Source organism: Microseira sp. BLCC-F43 (assembly GCF_041929235.1).
Taxonomy (GTDB): Bacteria; Cyanobacteriota; Cyanobacteriia; order Cyanobacteriales; family Aerosakkonemataceae; genus Microseira.
This window is the reverse complement of record NZ_JBHFNP010000022.1, coordinates 68,362-86,202: the sequence shown is the minus strand read 5'-3', so window position 1 is coordinate 86,202 and position 17,841 is coordinate 68,362. Positions and strand designations below refer to the sequence as shown.

Here is a 17,841-nt window from a genome sequence, read left to right as displayed (position 1 = left end):
TGGCTCTACCACAGGATTTTATGTTGTTCTGCTCTAAGGAGAAGGTCTAGAGTATTCCTAATCGTTTGTTTTCTAGACCATCTTGACATAGGTTGTCTGGAACTGGAAAGTGTTCAATATAGGTTTTCACCAAAACTATAAATAATTCTGCTTAGCTTGGTGCTAAATCCAAGGCTCAGCTCGGTGGAAATCCTTATAATAAGCAACTTCTATATGATTTTACACCTAAGGGATTTCACCGAAGTTCTTTATGCTATCTTTAAACTTTTATGAATTTGTAACTCAAATGACAATCATCACATAAATAATTTTGATTTTGCGTAATTATACTGATGTGCAACAGCTTGGACTTGATTACCGCATCTTTTTGCTCGGGAACTGGGTAAAGGTTTTGTCTAGATCCGGAAGTGCCAACAACTTAGCTGGGATTGTCCTTCTACTGCCACAGCAGCAGCATAGTTTGGGTCGGGTGTCAAGGGTTGGAGAAACCAGCAATTCTGCTCTTGACTCTTGTTGTCGGCAATAAGTCGAGCAGCACCGCCGGACGTGAGGGATACTTCCACCTGTCCTAACCCCGCCAATCCCTCACCAGTGGCTTTGAGATAAGCTTCCTTACAAGTCCAAAGCTGGAAAAATGCCTTTTGCTTTTGGTCTGGGGGGAGTGCTGCAATAAATGCATATTCCCGGGGAGAAAAGAAACGCTGGGCAAGTTTTAAGGCATCGTCGAGGGGACGGATATATTCCAAGTCGATGCCGATGGGGCGGCGAGCGATCGCATACAATGCCAGGGATTGGGAGTGCGACAAGTTAAAACAAACAGAAGTATGAGGTCCACCTAGGGAGGGTTTGCCGCGATCGCTATAACAAAACTCTAACTCGCGAGGTTCTTTCCCCAAATAGCGCCCCAGAATATTTCTCAGTATCCCCCGTCCGACGATAAAGCGCTGCCGATGCACGTCAAAGTGAAACCGTTGCGCTCTAGCTTGCTCATCTGTAGAAAGCGTTGCAGCAAGTTGGGTCTGACACGATTCTGGTTGGTCGAGATCGGCACGCCAGATATGGACATCTTGCGACAAAACCAAATTTTCAGCAGCTGGTAACCACATTGATTTTATTTAAACAGCGTAGGGGCGGGTTATACCAATAATTTTCGACAAAAAGCGACAAGTGAACTACTTTGCCCTGTAAGAGGGCAGAGCTTCCTTACTCACAGGGGAATGCCTCAACTTGGACTTACGCCCTAGTTTTGGTCTTACTTCCCCTCCAAAGGCAGAAACGGCTGTTCCATCCGTATGCGAGGATTCTGATTCCTTCTGCTCTAATGTTGGTTGCGGCATTCCCATCCCTTTAATTGCGCGCTTGACAAACTTGCGCCAAAAGGCTATACCTCACTCATAGTGCAATCCGTTCCGCGCCTACATTTTCACCGCTTCAATTGTTCCAAAATATAGCTATAAAAACTTTCTGTATCTACCTTATCCATTGCCATAATTTTGCGTCCACCTGGCTGAATTTTTGTGCGTCCTTGACTTTTACCCTCTGTGACGATAGCGGTTTCCCATTCTCGCAATTGATAGAATTCCGGGTGGGCTAAATAAGCGGTTGCTAGGATATCCCAGAAATAATAATCTTGGGGAATTACTAATGCATAACATTGTCCCGCCAAATCGGATAATGGATAGCGACGCTGTTTGCCAATTCGTTGCACAAATTCCGATGTGACGGGGACGTTGTTGGTAATATCTAACGGACACAAGACGATGGGAATGTTAGTTTGCCAGACTCGGTGAGCAGAAACAGCATCCCAATATACATTCCATTCTGCCGAACCATCTTGTCCCGCTTCGATAGATTTTTCCACATTACCGGGAACGTTCAACGCACCTCCCATCCAGACAATTTGTTTAATTTTTGCTTCAATTTCTGGCGCGATATCTAGTGCAGTTGCTACTGTTGTCATCGGGCCAGTAACAAGTAGGGTAACGGGTTCTGGTGCTTGCTGCAGGGCGCGCACCATGAAATTTTGACCGGGTTCTTCAACTAATGGTGTCGAAATTGTTTCCCTTTCGTTAAGAATAGGTAAATGATCGACAATAAAAGAATCTCGTCGGTAAAGTCTGGGGAATGGGTTAATCCCGCGCACGGTACTTTCTGCTACGGGAATTGAAGCACAACCCATCAGATCGAGAATTTTGCGCGTAGCGCTAACAGCGGGTTGGATATAGCAGTCGGCAGGGGTGACTATGACGCCAAGGGGTTGGATATGTTCCATCGTCATCAGCAGTATGGTGGAGAGATAATCATCTATGCCGCCGTCGCCATCCATTAGTACGAGTTGTTTTGACATTTTTCTAACTCAGTCCCGAATCTGATTGAACCTAGAATTTGTGTGTTAAATATGTCCAATGTTCAGTAGTTTTACTGAATGAAATGTTGAGAAATTAAAGTATAAAGTAGATGGTGACATAAAGTCAAGTTAAATTGAAAAAAATGCCTCAAATTGCTGTAGTGGGGAATATGGAAGACGTTGTGCAACAGCTAGAAGCAAGTAACAAGTTATTAAAAGCGATAGCTCAAGCCCAATCCCAGTTTATTGTTGATGCTAACCCCCGAAATTTATTTGATGGGGTACTTGAAACTATTTTGGAATTGACGCAAAGCGAATACGGCTTTATTGGTGAAATTAACTATGCAGATAAGAGCGAGCCTCAGATCGAAGCTCACATGAAATTACGGGGAAATCCTGATTGTAAAACTCACGCACTCACAAATATTGCCTGGAACGATTCACCGCGCAATTTCTCTGAAGAAAAGGCGTCAAAAGTCATGGAATTTTATAACTTAAAAACTTTATTTGGGGCTGTAATTGTAACAGGTGAACCCGTCATAGCAAACAACCCGGCGACCGATGGGCGACGAGGGGGATTACCAGATGGTCATCCCCCCCTAAATTCATTTTTGGGATTGCCTTTGTTTGACAGAGATAAACAATTGGTTGGCATGGTGGGGATTGCCAATAGTCCTGGGGGCTACGATGAGTTAATGATAACTTATCTCCAACCGTTTCTTTTAAGTTGTAGTTATGTTATCGCCGCTCATCGCAACGATAAACGAAGGCAGGAAGCAGAGAAGAAACTGCGAGAAAGCGAAGAGTTATTTCGCGCTACTTTTGAGCAAGCTGCTGTGGGAATTGCCCGCGTAGCAGCGGATGGCACATTTTTAGAACTCAACCAAAAGTTTTGCGAGATTGTGGGATACACCCGTGAGGAAATGCTGTCGCTAACTTTCCAAGATATTACTCACCCGGAGGATTTGAGTGCTGACTTGGATTACTTGCGTCAAGTTTTAGCGGGTGAGATTGCTACTTACTCTATGGAGAAGCGTTATATCCGTAAAGATAGGTCGCTGCAATGGGTGAATTTAACAGTATCGCTAGTGCGCGAGGTGTCTGGGGAACCGAAGTATTTTATTAGCGTTGTAGAAGACATTAACGGGCGCAAACAAGCTGAAGCGGCACAAAAGCAAAGCAATAACATCTTGCGATCGGTGATTGAAAGTACAACCGATGTAGTTTTTGTCAAGGATATTGGGGGGCGGTATGTAATAATTAACTCGACGGGATGTCGCTGGCTGGAAAAAGCGATTGAGGAAATTATCGGCAAGGATGACTCAGAATTATTCCCGCCTGAAATAGCCCTTCAACTGATGGAAGCGGATCAGAAAATGATGCTCGCGGGCGAAACTTTGACTTATGAGGAAGATGTACCGGAAAACGGAGTAATGCGGACGTTGCTGACAACGAAATGCCCTTGGCGGGATGCAGAAGGAACTGTTATCGGCGTGGTTGGTATATCGCGGGATATAAGCGATCGCAAACAAGCCGAACTAGCTTTGCAAGAGCGCGAACAGTTTTTAGCCAGTATTTACGATGGCGTTGAACACCCCATTTTTGTGATTGATGTACTCGAAGATGGCGACTTCCGCTTCGCTGGGATGAACCCAGCGGGATTGAGCGTCAGCAGCACCTCCATCGAGCAACTTTGCGGCAAGACTCCAGAACAAGTTTACCCAGAGCCAATTGCCGCATCAATTCGACAACACTACACAGATTGTTTAAAAGCAGGTGCTTCGATTTCCTATGAGGAACGGATGTTTTTCTTTGGTGTAGAAACTTGGTGGAATACAACTTTAACCCCGTTGCGCGATCTCCAGGGAAGAATCTATAGAATTATCGGCATGACGCTTAATGTTACACCTCGCAAACAAGCCGAGGAAGCACTGCGGGAAAGCCAGCATTTTATTCAACAGATTGCCGAAGCAAGCCCTAGTTTTTTATATCTCTATGACATGATCGATCAGCGGAATGTTTATGCCAATGGCGAACTCAATGGGACTCTTGGCTACACGAGTGATGAGTTGCAAAAAATGGGAACGCAGGTTTTGGCAAATCTGATCCATCCAGATGATTTCGCCCAACTTGGCGAATACTGGAAACAATTTGAGAAGGCAAAAGATGGTGAGATTTTTGAGATTGAGTACCGCATGAAGCACAAAGATGGTTCTTGGCGGTGGTTAGTAAGTCGGGAAAGCGTATTTAGCAGAACTGTTGATGGTAAACCGAAGCAGCGTATTGGCGCGGCGACTGATATTACTGCTCGCAAATTGGCAGAAGAGGCGCTACAAAAATCGGAAGCGCAGTTCCGACAATTAGCGGAACGGGAAGCACTGTTGAATCGCTTAGCAAACCAGATTCGCAATTCCCTTGATATCAATACGATTTTAGAAACTACGGTGCAAGAGATTCGCTCTCTGCTGCAACTAGATAGCTGTTTGTTTATCTGGTATCTTCCGAATGGCAAAGATGATCGCTCTAAGCTACCCGCTTGGCATGTGGTGCATGAAGCTAAGAATTCCGATTTGCCAACGCTTTTGGGTTACTACTTGACTGATGCAACTAAAAGGTGCTTTCGAGCGATCGCTAATTTAGAAATTATCCGCATCGATGATATCGAAGCCGTAACCAATCCAGTTGAGCGGCAATTCTTTTTAACTTTGGGCTACAAATCTTTACTGAATGTGCCGCTGCAAACCAAGAGCGGTGCAATTGGTATGATTGCCTGTGGTTCTTGTATAGACTGGCGCGGGTGGAAAGATGATGAAGTAGAACTGCTGCAAGCGATCGCCGTGCAGCTTTTGATCGCAATCTCTCAAGCGGAACTTTACGCCCAAACTCAAAATTCTGCCCGTATTGCCCAAGAAAAAGCTAAGCAACTCGAAGTTACTTTGCAAGAACTGCAACAAACCCAAGCGCAGCTAATTCAAAGCGAAAAAATGTCTTCTTTAGGACAAATGGTAGCAGGAATCGCTCACGAAATCAACAATCCTACGAGCTTTATTTACAGTAATATTGAACCCGCTAGCCAATATATCAAGGACTTGTTTAACTTGCTGGAACTGTATCAAAAAAATTATCCCGATCCAGCGGTGGAAATCCGCGTTCAAATAGAAACCATTGACTTAGATTTTTTAGTCAAAGATTTACCTAAATTGCTAAATTCGATGCAGGTGGGAGCCGCCCGCATCCGAGACATCGTGCGTAGCTTGCGAACGTTTTCTCGCCTAGATGAAGCCGATATGAAAGAGATAGATATTCATGAAGGCATCGATAGCACTTTGATGATTTTAGAACATCGCTTGAAAAAAGTCGGAAGCTTCTCAGGTATTCAAATTATCAAAGAGTATGGAAATTTACCCTTAGTCGAGTGTTATGCCGGACAACTCAATCAGGTGTTTATGAATATCCTGGTTAATGGGATTGATGCTTTAGAAGAGGTAATAGCGTTCCCAGGCAGAGCCGTGGTCACGACGGTAAACTGTAAAGATGAACAAAACTCAAATTACCAATTACCAATTACCAATTACCAATTACCTACAATTCGGATTCGCACTTCTGTTGTAGAGGGTAATCAAGTTTTAATTCAAATTGCTGACAATGGCCCAGGGATGACAGAAGAGGTGCAGCGGCGGCTATTCGAGCCGTTTTTTACGACTAAACCAGTGGGTTCGGGTACGGGATTGGGAATGTCTATCAGTTATCAAATTATCGAGAAGCATGGCGGTCAATTGAAATGTATTTCTTCGCCGGTTCAAGGTGCGGAGTTTTTAATTTATTTGCCGATTAAAAGCAGTTAGAAACCGCGTAATATTAATTCGTTACCAGGTTCTACCTGGGAACGAGATATTCGAGGTTTAATTCGTTACCAGGTTCTACATGGGAACGAGATATTCGAGGTTATACCTCGTTTTGTGCAAGAGATATGATACGAAATCCGCTCTGATAACCCCCTTATTTTATAGACCGCGCAGGCTGTCTTTGTTTGTGTAGCCTCACGCTTGAGGGCTTGTCGTTACCCACATTTTCTCACCAGTTTGATTAATGGTTTCGGCGTTAGTCCGCCTGGGATTCAAATCCCAGGCTAATAGCGAAAGTCCGTTAAAACGGACTAATATTTTCTAGCAGTCCACTTAAGTGGACTTTGGCTAAAAGCCCTTGGAATTTATTGCAGGGCGGGTTTTATGGGTAACGTGAGATGTGGGTAACGAAAAGCCCTTCAGGGTGAGGGCTAAAAAGGGTGATGCTAGGCGAATGCGATATCCCGCTCAAGCAACATAAAACAGCGAGACGGACACTTGAGAAGCCAAAAGTTGCAACACTTCTAGATTTGTGCGCGTAAACGATCCAGTAGTCAAGTTATTTTCCAAATAAAGAACGCCAGCAAATTTTTCTTGGTGGAGCAGCGGGTAGCAGAAAATAGACTTCCTTTGAGTATTGCGGATATAGGAATCGTTGGTAAAAATTCCCTCGGTTGCGGCATGGTTTAACACTACAGTTTTTCGCGTTCTTTCCACATAGCGAATCAGCGAAATGGGCAAATTTGACAGCGTCACGATCGCCACCGGAGACACCAAGCGCGTTGCAGCATCGACGGAACCTTCTGCTACTAACTGCAAACGCCCTCCATCCATCAAGAAAAGCAATCCTTTGGATGCTCCAGCAGCTTGAACTGCGATGTGCATCAGGCGGGAAAGCAGTCTGTCAGAATTTGTTTCAGAAGAAATGGCTTGCAAAGCTCTGGCAACTGTGGCTAAATCTATTGCAGCAATACTTCCCGTCGTTTTAGACAAGGTGGAAATTTGAGTTATATCGATTTCCCGTTGTTCTCGCTGCAATACTTTTGAGAAGAATTCTGCGTATCGGGTTTCGAGATCTTTGGCTTTTGCTTTGGCTCCCCAACGAATGTAACTGTAGTAGGACTGAAGTAGGTAAACTTCTGCGGTTGAGTTGCGATCGCATGAGAAATAAAACTCGGCTGCTAGTTCGTTGGCTAAGGCTTCTTCCTGGGTGTATTTGGCGTTTATAGCTCCTTTGAACGCGCGATCGTAATATTCCATTGCCTGAAGTTATCGACCCAAACTTCGCGCTTTTTATGCTTCTACAATGTCGGATTTATGCTGATAGTTCTCTGGAGCGTGAGTCGCCCAGTTTTTCATAATTTTTTGGTTTGATTCCACCTGTTTCAGCGCTTGTTTTTGAGCGGCGAGATCGCCTTGGCTGGCAAACTGGCGACATTGGGCGAGTAAGGCGAGAGAATAGTAAAAATTGTGAACCGCCAATGTCATGAAACCGAGAATGCTCGGCGTATATTTCTCTGCCAATGCTGCATTCTCTACCGCAGCGTTGTATTGCTTGAACAAGTAAAGCAGCATCGATTTATAGAAGTAAATCATGAACAGAGAGGTCATGACATTCGCTGACTGAATCGCAGGCAGCATTGTTGCTTCATCAAAGCGATCGCCCACCAATTGACATGGATGCGCCGACTCTCCTAACAAGTTCAATACTGTTTGCCCCACCGTACTAACCGAGTGCAAAGCATATTCTTGTTTGAGTTTTTGCATCAAATCGATGTAGGGTTGTTGGGCAGTGCTGACTTGTTCCAGTTCTTCCCCAATTAAAAAAGTATAGTGGCAGTAATTAATGCTGCTATAACCGGCATATTCGATATTTCCGGTTGACAAACTTGACTGCAATGCTTCCACAAATGCTGGAATTGTCTGTGACCCATGTTCCTTCCAATGCCGGATAAATGCATTCACGATGTTAATAACTTTGCATTTCAATTCTCTGGTATCAAATTGTGACACCAACTTGAGTGCCAGTTGTCCAAATCGATACCCGGTGGCAATATCTCCCAATCCTCCGCACAGCAACCAGCCATAGAGGGCATACCCGTAAGCTGCCTGTGGTGAATTGCCATATTTTATGCTGAGATTTACCATCTTAAAGGTGACGATTGGGAATAAATTGGGGGCTGATAGAAATGCCGGTACAAGAACGGTAATTAACAACCGCATTGCCGCAATTTTATACGGATCGGTCATTTCTGGCAGGTTTGCCAATTCCTCACGCTCGTTCCCACGGCTCTGTGGGAACGCTATTAATCGTCAATTTCGTTCGCATTGAATCTGCCAAAATTCCCAGTTTGCTCGGTTGTTCTGACAAGGAAACTCCCAACAGTTTTAAGGCAGCGATCGCTGTTTTAATCGCTTCTGGCATCCTGTTTTGAGCGATATAAAACTGAACGATTGTCTCGTATACTTTGACTTTTTCTAGCGGATCTCTGGCGTTTTCTAGAACGATATCTGCCAAGTGTTTTGCGCGATCGGGGTGGTAATATATTCTGCTTCGACGGCTTCAACGTGCAAATTCAGCGTTATATCGTAGTTAGATTGCCAACTCGATGCCGTTAGCAATCCCAGTCCTACTGATAAATATCGCACAGCGGCTTCGTAGGCAGTTGCCGCTTTTGCTTTGCGCCCAGCGATTAAATTTAGGGCTGCCAATTGTTCTTTTTCGGCGGAATTAGTAATCAGTTCAACGCCTATATTGAGTTGATTGACGATATCAAAGATATTGTCTTCAATTGCGCTTTCTGGCGTTTTCTGCAACAGCAATTGACCAATCTTGAGGTGAGTGGTTTTCTTATCTTCATCTGGGATGAGAGAATAGGCGGCTTGTTGGATGCGATCGTGTAAAAATTTGTAGGTAACTCCTAACGCATCAAACTGCCATTTTTGTTGTTCTGCATCATCTACAAACATGGGAATTTTGTATGCCTGAGACAGTGGCAAAATCAGTCCAGCTTCTAGGGCGTCCCATAGTTTATCGGCGGTATTAATAATAGATTTTTCGCTGATAATGGTGAGGGTGTCGAGATTAAACTGGTTTCCCATACACGCGGCTAATTTCAGAAATTGCTGCGTTTCTTCTGATAGCCTTTGAATATTTCTCGCTACCAATTCAACAACATTGATATCTGTAATGCCAACTGCCTGAATTTGCTCAAGTTCCCACGTCCATTCCCCCCGATCAAAGTCGAAATGCAGCAGTTGTTCGCTGTGGAGAGTTTGCAACAATTGGGTGAGGAAAAATGGGTTTCCCTGAGTTTTATTGTAAGCAAGGCGCATGAGACTTCGCATCCTGACACCAAGTCCATCCGGTGATGAAGAACCCTCAAACTTTAGGCTTTCACCCAAGGTATCGCAGATCAGTTCGCTCGCGTGAGCAAGGCTGAGTGGCTGAAGCACAATCTGATTTACAACAGCCCCGGCTTGCTGAATATTCTTGATAGTAATAACCGTAGGATGTGTCGGACTAACTTCATTATCTCGATACGCACCAATCAGCAATAAATGATGGGTATCCCCATCGCACAAAATATTCTGAATCAACTTGAGAGATGCCGAATCTGCCCACTGCAAATCATCCAAAAATACAACTAGGGGATGTTCTTCTTTCGCCAACACGCCAATAAATTGTTGAAAGACGCGATTGAAGCGATTTTGAGTTGCCGCTGCGTCGAGTTGGGGTATAGATGGCTGAGAACCAATAATGTGTTCAACTTCGGGAATCACATCGACGATCGCTTGTCCATTCTGTTCTAATGCTGCTAAAAGTGCTTGTTTCCAACGCTCAATTTCCTCATCGGTTTCTGTTAATAACTGCTCGAGCATAGTTTGACATGCTTGAATCAGAGCGGCATAGGGAATATTGCGTTTTAACTGGTCAAATTTACCGGCAATAAAGTACCCGCGTTGTTGTACAATTGCTTTGTGAACCTCGTTTACAACGCTGGTTTTCCCAATCCCAGAGTAACCCGAAACTAGCATTAGTTCGCTACTGCCAGCACTGACGCGATCGAAGGCTTCTAGAAGATTTCGCACTTCATTTACACGTCCGTATAATTTTTGTGTAATCAGAAATTGACCCGATTTATCTAGTTTACCAGGAGTAAAATGAGCAATTTCACCGTTGGATTCCAGTTGGTGCAAGCAAATTTCTAAATCGTGCTTCAATCCTAAAGCACTTTGATAGCGATCTTCAGCGGTTTTTGCCATCAGCTTCATCACGATGTCTGACACCGCGATGGGAATTTCTGCACATACTTGATGGGGCGGAACGGGATTTTTGGCAATATGACAATGCACCAATTCCAGCGCATCGCTTGTTGTAAAGGGTAATTTGCCTGTGAGCATCTGGTAAAATGTAGCTCCCAACGAGTAGAAGTCGGTGCGATAATCTACTGCGCGATTCATTCTTCCAGTTTGCTCTGGGGAAATGTAGGCAAGCGTACCTTCTAGATTTTCCGGATTGCCAATCGCAGGCACTTCTTTTGACAGTCGAGAAGCAATGCTGAAGTCAATTAGCTGTTTCTAAATCTATCAGAATATTTTGAGGATTAATATCTTTGTGGATAATGTTATGTTTGTGAATTTCTCCGATGATTTCAACTAGCTGAATCCCTATGTGTAAAAATGTGCGAACTGGGATTTTATCAGCATCCAATATCTGCTGAAGCGAAATTCCGCCACCATCTGACAGAATTAGGGCAAAATCATTCTGGTTATTTTCTAAACCATAGGTTTTAATAATTCCAGGCACCTGCTCCAAAATCCGCAGAATTTTATATTCGTGGCGTAGACGAGCGATCTCTTCTAGAGTGGGATACTCGGCGTTAATCTTCTTGACAATCGCGCTGGAAAAGTCTGTTTTCTTGCGGACACGATAAATAATGGTATCTCTACCTTCGTAAAGGCATTCGCTGAGTAGATAGTCGGGGAGATTAAATAGCATTTTTCACTCGATCGACTGTGCGATCGCTTAAACCTCGTTCCCTGAGTTTAGTGACTGCTTGTGAAGATTTTGTGAAGTCTGTTGATAAATTGCGTAATTATGAATCGTTTTCGCAAACCGGCTTAACAGTAGGGGAAGCTAGGCAAAAATACTGAGGGGAGCAACTTGATCGGGACTTACGCAACTGTCACATGCGATCGCGCGTCAAAACTGGAGCAAGAACATGGGGAGGGCAGGGCGCTTAAGCTGTTGAATTAGATAGCTGGAGAACCCACCAGATATGGCTTTTACCACCTAGCCCTTTTTGTTCGATCGCAGATCGCATATGACAGTTGCGTAAGTCCTGACCAAATTAATCCCTAAACTTGCCCCTACACATATTAGGGGTGTTTAACCGAACAGGGTATCACGACATTTTTTCGTGTAATGTTTTCAATGCTTTTGTTAATATCTTCTCTTTGACATGTTCCTTGAGCAACGTCTCGATCATTTCCCTTGCCTCGCTATTTTTACCTTCAGCGATCGCTCTGTATGTTTTGTCCCACAAAAGCCGAATGGTTTGATCTATAGGAATCAATTCCCGTTGAATATAGGCAGCAAGTTCAGCCCTATCCATCGCTTTAAAATCTGGCGCTTTGAGTACCAAAATCCAGTTGTCGCTGCGAAAGGGAAAGGCAGGTAATCCTTCTTTGTTGTAGAGGTTGCCAATCGGATTGTTAGCCCAAGCGTAACGAATGGCAATGGGTTGATTCACATCCTTACTCGTCAAAATGACTCGCTCGCCTTGAATTTCCCCCTTCGCCCAGAAAAATTTGCGCTCGCTTCCTGCCAGGGCAAAGCCTTTCAATTCCCCCCCATCTTTAACCGTAAGTCCGCTGCCGATATTATCAAAGGTAACAATCGCTTGATTTCCCTCAAACTGAACCGATTTGTAGACAGGGCCACTGGCAACTAATTGGCGATCGCCGTAGACATTTGCCATTGCTGCTAGGTAAAGGCGATGCCCTGCAAGTTGTTTGTTGAGAGGATGAATATTGGAAACATCTTCTTGTTCACCCAAGATATCGATCGTAGAAACCCGATAAGTTTCGGGAAGTCGCAAGGCTTCGCCCTGGGCATCGCGTACCGCCGGCCACAAATCATCCTCAGAAGGTTGCGTCTGTTGAGGGAGGAAGTTGGCTAACTCCACGAAAATAAAGGGAGCATTGTTACGTTTCCATAGATGCCGCCACTCTTCAATTAAACTGGGAAATAGAACCTTGTACTGTAGCGATCGCTCCGCATTTCCCTCCCCTTGCCACCAAATAAAACCCTTGATGCTGAAAGGGATGATGGGGTGACATCCTCCCACACTGAATCAAAGATTACAGTGTGGGCTTCCAAAGAATCACTTCCTTGGTTTCCTGGTTTTTCCCTTACGGGCTTTCGACACTTGCCTAGATTGAGTTTCTTCAATCCCCGGTAGATCGTCTGCACAGGCAGTTTCCATTCCGCTGTGTCCCAGCGTACTAATGAGAGCTATCCCTCGGTTTCTGATATTTTGACCTGCTGCTACATCTCTATCTGTTTTGTACCCACAATTGATGCAATCATGGATTCTCACACTCAGGTCTTTTTTGACTTCTTCCCCACATTCAGGACACTGTTGAGAAGTCCCCCTAGCATCAACTGAGCGCGAAGAACTTTCCACGCTTCCAACACACATACTTAACGATGCTTCTAAATTGTCCGAACGCAGCGTCGAGCATATGTTTCCCAAACATTCCTTTGGCGCTAGTTCCATAGTCCAGGTCTTCCATGAAGACCATATCTCCAGCATCACAAAGAATGTGAGCTTGTTTGTAATGAAAGTCCTTCCTGGTGTTGTCGGTTTTGTGGTGAAGTCTTGCTACCTTGAGACGTTGTTTCTCATAGTTTTTCGACCTCTTCTGTTTTCTGCTCAGCCTGCGTTGCAGCACTTTCAGCCTACGCAAGCAGTTGCTTAAAAAACTTGGGAGGTTTTACGAGAACGCCGTCGCTGGTTGCCAAGAACTTTTCCAACCCCACGTCAACCCCTATTGCGTGACCGTGAGGAGTGCGGTCGGGAATGCTGACATCACATTGCAGGGAGATAGACACATACCAAATATCCGCTTTCCTCAATATTCTGACTTGCTTGACCACAAATCCCGTGGGGATAGGTCGGTGCAAGTTAATGGGAATTGCTCCAATCTTGGGCAACTTAATATGCAGGTTTGTTACTGGATTCTCTTTGAATTGAGGAAACAGCAGCGACTTAAAATGCCCGTACTTCTTGAATCGAGGAAAGCCAAATCCCCGATGAAGGAAATATTCCCAACCGCGATGCAACTGCTTGATGACTTGCTGAAGCACTTGAGAAGGAACCTTACCCAACTTGGGAAATTCTTTCTTGGCTCGTGGCAAGTTATTAAGCTGCTGAATTTCGTTAGGAAATTTCAGGTCAGGAGGGAGAATATATTCTTTCTCCAACGAACATCTATCAATCAAACACTTTCTGCTGTCGCACCAATCTTTTATCTCCCGCAGTGCATAATTGAATGCGCCACGGCAGATTTCCATCCACTCAACCAATATCTGTTGTTGAGTGGCATTAGGATAGATTCGGTAACGGTGAGTGAGTGTCAGCATTCCTTTATTATAAAGGATTTACTGGTAACAAGCAAAAGTATAAATGTTAATTTTAGGGACATTGAGTCCCGTAAAATTAACCTGGGGGAGTCCATGTATCCCACACTGAATCAGAGATTACAGTGTGGGTCTTATAGCTCCCCCAGACCCCCACAAAAGATAAATCATGCCATTAAACAACTCTCCCGGCTTGGCAAATGTATCAGGATTAATCGGTTCTCTAGGTGGTTCTAAGGGTTTCAGTCCTTGTGCTTCGTTTTTCGCCCTTTGCGCTTCCCAGGCTTGCAGTTCGGCCTTATATCTCTTCATCGCTTCGGGATACAGTTTTTTCCTAGCTTCCCAAACCTCCAATGTTTGAGCAAAATGAGTTTGCATGAACTCTTTACTGAGGAATGTTTCAATTTCTTGTCCCGGCACAGCGACGTGGACAATGCCAACCGGAACCTGCAATCGTTTATGGAGTTCCCTCGCGAAGAAGTAGGCTGTACCTGGAAATTCCCCAACGGTTTGAGGTATGGTGATTGTCCATTGTGCTGGAACTGTTCTCTGGGGTGTATCTGCTGGCCAACCCGCTTCCTGCGGTGACGTATTAGCATCCCAAACCCGAATATCGGGATAATTAGCGCTAGCGATTTCCCGATTGGCATCTTTGCTCTGACTCACCCGCGACCACATATTGCTCTGTCCCCCAGCAATCCATACCTCACCTACCGCCACATTTTCCAAATTGACAGCGTTTGTGCCTTCAATTTTCAGCGTGAATGGCCCTCCCGCCTCACCAGTCGCTACCCTCGCCATCCACTTTCCATCCAAATCGGCGTGGGTGGATACCTTGTTTTCCCGAAAGGTAACGGTAACCGTTGTACCTGGTTTATCCCATCCCCAGATAGCCGCGTCCATCTGTTGCTGAAGAATCATGTTATTCCCGATGATGGACGGTAAAACTAGCCCAGATTCTATCTTGGTACGGGAAGTTAAAGCGAACAGGCAAAACAGCAGGACGCTGAATAATAAAGCATAAACTTTCATTGCTGTACTTCTCGCTTTTTAGGTGCATCTTTTGCCGGACTTACCCAGCGGCGGTGCGTTACTTCGTTAACGCACCCTACTAATCTGAGGCTCTTGCCTCGCCGATCTACGTTACCAGGCAAGAGCCTGGTAACGAGGGGTAAATAAAAAAATCCCCCGGTATCGCTACCAGGGGAAGAATGCGTCACATTTTATCCAACCAATTGAGGCAGCAACTCTCGTTGTTTTGCCATAATTTTGACTGAGCCACTCTCGTCAATATCTACAATGGCTGTATCTCCGTTTTGGATGCGACCTGATAGCATGGCTTCGGCTAAGCTATCTTCTAAACGTCGCATAATTACTCGCCGCAGTTCCCTTGCACCGTAGCTGGGATTGTAGCCTTCTTTGACTACTAATTCTTTGAACGGTTGGGTGAATTCGAGGCTAATTTCTTGTTCGGTTAAGCGATGAGAAACTTCGCGCAACATCAGGTCGGCAATTTGCACGATTTCGTCTTTTGCCAACTGACGGAAGACGATAATTTCATCAACTCGGTTGAGGAATTCGGGTCGGAAGTATTGTTTGAGTTCGTCGTTGACTCGGTCGCGAATGCGGTGATAAGTCGCTTCGGTTTTGTCGTCGGAGAAGTCAAAACCTAAACCACCGCCGCCTTTTTCAATCGCTTTAGAACCGATGTTCGAGGTCATGATTAGTAAGGTATTCTTGAAGTCTACCACGCGACCTTTGGCGTCGGTTAAGCGACCGTCGTCTAACAGTTGCAACAGGGTGTTGAACACATCGGGGTGAGCTTTTTCAACTTCGTCGAACAGGATGACCGAGTATGGTTTGCGACGCACGGCTTCTGTTAGTTGTCCGCCTTCTTCGTAACCTACGTATCCGGGAGGCGAACCGATTAATTTAGAAACCGTGTGAGATTCCATAAATTCGGACATATCTAACCGAATCATGGCTTCTTCTGAACCGAAGAAATGAGCCGCGAGTGCTTTGGCTAATTCGGTCTTGCCAACGCCGGTAGGGCCGGAGAAAATAAAGCTGGCTATCGGTCGGTTGGGACTCTTTAATCCAACTCTGGCGCGACGAATGGCGCGAGAAACGGCTTTGACTGCTTCATCTTGTCCGATGACGCGCTGGTGCAAGGTATCTTCTAAATGCAACAGCACTGCGGATTCGGTTTCGGTAATTTTGTTGACTGGTACTCCTGTCCAAGATGCGACAATGTGGGCGATGTCTTCTTCGGTGACTTCAGGGGTAATTGATGGGCGTTGAGAATTGTTTTGGATTGCGGCAATTTCCCCTTCTAGTTCTAACTCGCGATCGCGCAATTTTCCAGCGCTATCAAAGTCCTGCACTTTGACTGCTGCTTCTTTCTCTTTGGTAACTTTATGCAGTTGTTGCTTGAGTTCCTTGGTAGCAGAAGCTGGCGTATTTTTCAAGCGCACTCTCGAACCTGCTTCGTCAATCAGGTCAATCGCTTTATCGGGTAAGAATCGATCGCTAATATATCGATCTGACAGATTAGCAGCCGCATGTAAAGCAGCATCTGATATTTTAACTTTGTGGTGCTGCTCGTAGCGATCTCGCAACCCAAACAAAATCTCAATTGTTTCTTCAACGCTGGGTTCGCCTACCATTATCGGTTGGAAGCGACGCTCTAATGCTGCATCCCGTTCGATGTGTTTGCGGTATTCATCGAGGGTGGTCATCCCCATACACTGCAATTCGCCCCGTGCTAATGCCGGTTTGAGCATGTTAGCAGCATCCATTCCGCCTTCTGATGCACCCGTACCAATTAAGGTATGGAGTTCATCGATGACTAGGATGATATTTCCAGCTTTACGGATTTCATCCACAATCGCTTTCAGGCGTTCTTCAAATTCACCCCGGAAGCGCGTCCCTGCGATTAACAATCCCATATCCAAGCTATAAACCTGCTTGTCTTCTAACAGATCGGGGATGTTTTTATCAGCAATGCGCTGGGCTAATCCTTCTGCGATCGCAGTTTTACCCACACCGGGTTCGCCAATCAAAACCGGGTTATTCTTGGTGCGGCGACCTAATATTTGGATGGCGCGGGAGATTTCTTTTTCTCGCCCCACAACTGGATCGAGTTTACCTTCGAGTGCTTGTTGGGTGAGATTGGTTCCAAACTCGTCTAACTTTGCGGTTTTGTTTTTGCTTGCTTGCGACGCCCTCGCACCACCCGCAGGTACCGCCGCGACTTCTCCCAACATCCTAATCACCTGCGTCCGGAGGTTAGATAAGTCAACGCCCAAGTTTTCTAACACTCTGATGGCGACGCCTTCCCCAGTCCGGATTAATCCTAACAGCAGGTGTTCTGGCCCGATGTAATTATGTCCTAATTGACGCGCTTCCTCAAAAGATAGCTCGAATACGCGCTTCACTTTGGGGGTAAACGGAATTTCCATCGGCACGTAGCCCGTCCCCCGACCTATAATCTTTTGTACCTCTTTGCGCGCCGCTTCCAGCGTCACGCCGGAGTTAGACAGCGCTTTAGCAGCAATACCCGTCCCTTCCGCAATCAACCCCAAGAGAATTTGCTCGGTTCCCACGAGATTGTGTCCCAGGCGGCGTGTTTCTTCCTGGGCTAGCATCACCGCTTTAACTGATTTGTCTGTAAAGTATTCAAACATGGTGGGTTTACCTCGCCGAGCGGTTCTTTGAAACGGGTGAATGTCTTTCAACCGCTCTATGAACTTTTGTTTACTTTCTGCTAATTTATCCTTTCCCGGCGCGTGTTGCAGTGAGGAAACCCGTAAGCCCTTGGGGGTAGTTGCCGCACTTTTTCCTAAGTATTTATACAGGTTAAAGCCAGAGCAAGAGGGATGTCGCGGGCGGTTTTCACCGATTATCTATGGCGATACTAATCTACATAAACCCGCCCCCAACAAGGGAAAGAAACGCGCAAAAGTAGGGTGTATTTTTGAGCTAAATTGTCAGGGAAACTC

Annotated in this window: 15 protein-coding genes; 1 reads left to right on the top strand and 14 read right to left on the bottom strand. The window is 45.4% G+C overall.

Features of this window, described 5'->3' with window-relative positions; all coding sequences use genetic code 11:
• Positions 1-395: 395 nt before the first annotated feature.
• On the bottom strand, positions 396-1,106 hold the full coding sequence (locus ACE1CM_RS02890) for a 4'-phosphopantetheinyl transferase family protein (protein WP_374875898.1): 711 nt from the start codon (positions 1,104-1,106) through the stop codon (positions 396-398).
• A 317-nt stretch (positions 1,107-1,423) separates the two neighbouring features.
• Positions 1,424-2,347, bottom strand: coding sequence for a nucleoside hydrolase (locus tag ACE1CM_RS02885; protein WP_374875897.1), 924 nt, complete (start codon positions 2,345-2,347; stop codon positions 1,424-1,426).
• 143 nt (positions 2,348-2,490) lie between these two features.
• Here ACE1CM_RS02885 and ACE1CM_RS02880 point away from each other — a divergent pair, with 143 nt between their 5' ends.
• A complete protein-coding gene (locus tag ACE1CM_RS02880) occupies positions 2,491-6,192 on the top strand; it encodes a PAS domain S-box protein (RefSeq protein WP_374875896.1) in 3,702 nt (1,233 codons plus the stop codon).
• Between the two features lie 468 nt (positions 6,193-6,660).
• On the opposite strand, the gene ACE1CM_RS02875 is transcribed toward ACE1CM_RS02880, so the two are convergent.
• From ACE1CM_RS02875 to ACE1CM_RS02820, 12 genes are all read right to left on the bottom strand, one after another.
• Complete coding sequence (locus ACE1CM_RS02875; RefSeq protein ID WP_374875895.1) at positions 6,661-7,452, bottom strand: GAF domain-containing protein; 792 nt, start codon at positions 7,450-7,452, stop codon at positions 6,661-6,663.
• A gap of 33 nt (positions 7,453-7,485) precedes the next feature.
• Entirely contained in the window at positions 7,486-8,460 is a 975-nt protein-coding gene (locus ACE1CM_RS02870) for a hypothetical protein (RefSeq protein ID WP_374875894.1), read from the bottom strand.
• A 4-nt stretch (positions 8,461-8,464) separates the two neighbouring features.
• Positions 8,465-8,710, bottom strand: coding sequence for a hypothetical protein (locus ACE1CM_RS02865; protein ID WP_374875893.1), 246 nt, complete (start codon positions 8,708-8,710; stop codon positions 8,465-8,467).
• Positions 8,692-10,728, bottom strand: coding sequence for an AAA family ATPase (locus tag ACE1CM_RS02860; protein ID WP_374875892.1), 2,037 nt, complete (start codon positions 10,726-10,728; stop codon positions 8,692-8,694). The genes ACE1CM_RS02865 and ACE1CM_RS02860 overlap by 19 nt, the downstream gene beginning before the upstream one ends.
• A 31-nt stretch (positions 10,729-10,759) precedes the next feature.
• Positions 10,760-11,194: a protein kinase gene (locus ACE1CM_RS02855; protein WP_374875891.1), complete on the bottom strand. Its 435-nt coding sequence runs from the start codon at positions 11,192-11,194 to the stop codon at positions 10,760-10,762.
• A gap of 406 nt (positions 11,195-11,600) precedes the next feature.
• The gene (locus ACE1CM_RS02850) at positions 11,601-12,545 is read right to left on the bottom strand and encodes a sialate O-acetylesterase (protein WP_374875890.1); all 945 of its coding nucleotides are present in this window, start codon (positions 12,543-12,545) and stop codon (positions 11,601-11,603) included.
• Positions 12,546-12,581: 36 nt separating this feature from the next.
• Entirely contained in the window at positions 12,582-12,977 is a 396-nt protein-coding gene (locus ACE1CM_RS02845; RefSeq protein WP_374875889.1) for a zinc ribbon domain-containing protein, read from the bottom strand.
• Positions 12,859-13,152 (bottom strand): transposase, encoded by a 294-nt coding sequence (locus tag ACE1CM_RS02840; protein ID WP_374875959.1) that lies wholly within the window; start codon positions 13,150-13,152, stop codon positions 12,859-12,861. The genes ACE1CM_RS02845 and ACE1CM_RS02840 overlap by 119 nt, the downstream gene beginning before the upstream one ends.
• Positions 13,153-13,159: 7 nt before the next feature.
• Positions 13,160-13,843 carry an RNA-guided endonuclease InsQ/TnpB family protein gene (locus ACE1CM_RS02835; RefSeq protein ID WP_374875888.1) on the bottom strand — a complete coding sequence of 228 codons (684 nt, stop codon included), beginning with the start codon at positions 13,841-13,843 and terminating at the stop codon, positions 13,160-13,162.
• Between the two features lie 117 nt (positions 13,844-13,960).
• Complete coding sequence (locus tag ACE1CM_RS02830) at positions 13,961-14,872, bottom strand: sialate O-acetylesterase (protein ID WP_374875887.1); 912 nt, start codon at positions 14,870-14,872, stop codon at positions 13,961-13,963.
• Positions 14,869-15,060, bottom strand: coding sequence for a hypothetical protein (locus tag ACE1CM_RS02825; protein ID WP_374875886.1), 192 nt, complete (start codon positions 15,058-15,060; stop codon positions 14,869-14,871). The genes ACE1CM_RS02830 and ACE1CM_RS02825 overlap by 4 nt, the downstream gene beginning before the upstream one ends.
• Before the next feature lie 3 nt (positions 15,061-15,063).
• Complete coding sequence (locus ACE1CM_RS02820; RefSeq protein ID WP_374875885.1) at positions 15,064-17,526, bottom strand: ATP-dependent Clp protease ATP-binding subunit; 2,463 nt, start codon at positions 17,524-17,526, stop codon at positions 15,064-15,066.
• Positions 17,527-17,841: the final 315 nt, after the last annotated feature.

Coding starts and splice junctions, on each gene's coding strand:
- ACE1CM_RS02890 (WP_374875898.1), bottom strand. CDS start 1,106: ATGTGGTTACCAGCTGCTGAAAATTTGGTTTTGTCGCAAGATGTCCAT.
- ACE1CM_RS02885 (WP_374875897.1), bottom strand. CDS start 2,347: ATGTCAAAACAACTCGTACTAATGGATGGCGACGGCGGCATAGATGAT.
- ACE1CM_RS02880 (WP_374875896.1), top strand. CDS start 2,491: ATGCCTCAAATTGCTGTAGTGGGGAATATGGAAGACGTTGTGCAACAG.
- ACE1CM_RS02875 (WP_374875895.1), bottom strand. CDS start 7,452: ATGGAATATTACGATCGCGCGTTCAAAGGAGCTATAAACGCCAAATAC.
- ACE1CM_RS02855 (WP_374875891.1), bottom strand. CDS start 11,194: ATGCTATTTAATCTCCCCGACTATCTACTCAGCGAATGCCTTTACGAA.
- ACE1CM_RS02845 (WP_374875889.1), bottom strand. CDS start 12,977: ATGGAACTAGCGCCAAAGGAATGTTTGGGAAACATATGCTCGACGCTG.
- ACE1CM_RS02835 (WP_374875888.1), bottom strand. CDS start 13,843: ATGCTGACACTCACTCACCGTTACCGAATCTATCCTAATGCCACTCAA.
- ACE1CM_RS02830 (WP_374875887.1), bottom strand. CDS start 14,872: ATGAAAGTTTATGCTTTATTATTCAGCGTCCTGCTGTTTTGCCTGTTC.
- ACE1CM_RS02820 (WP_374875885.1), bottom strand. CDS start 17,526: ATGTTTGAATACTTTACAGACAAATCAGTTAAAGCGGTGATGCTAGCC.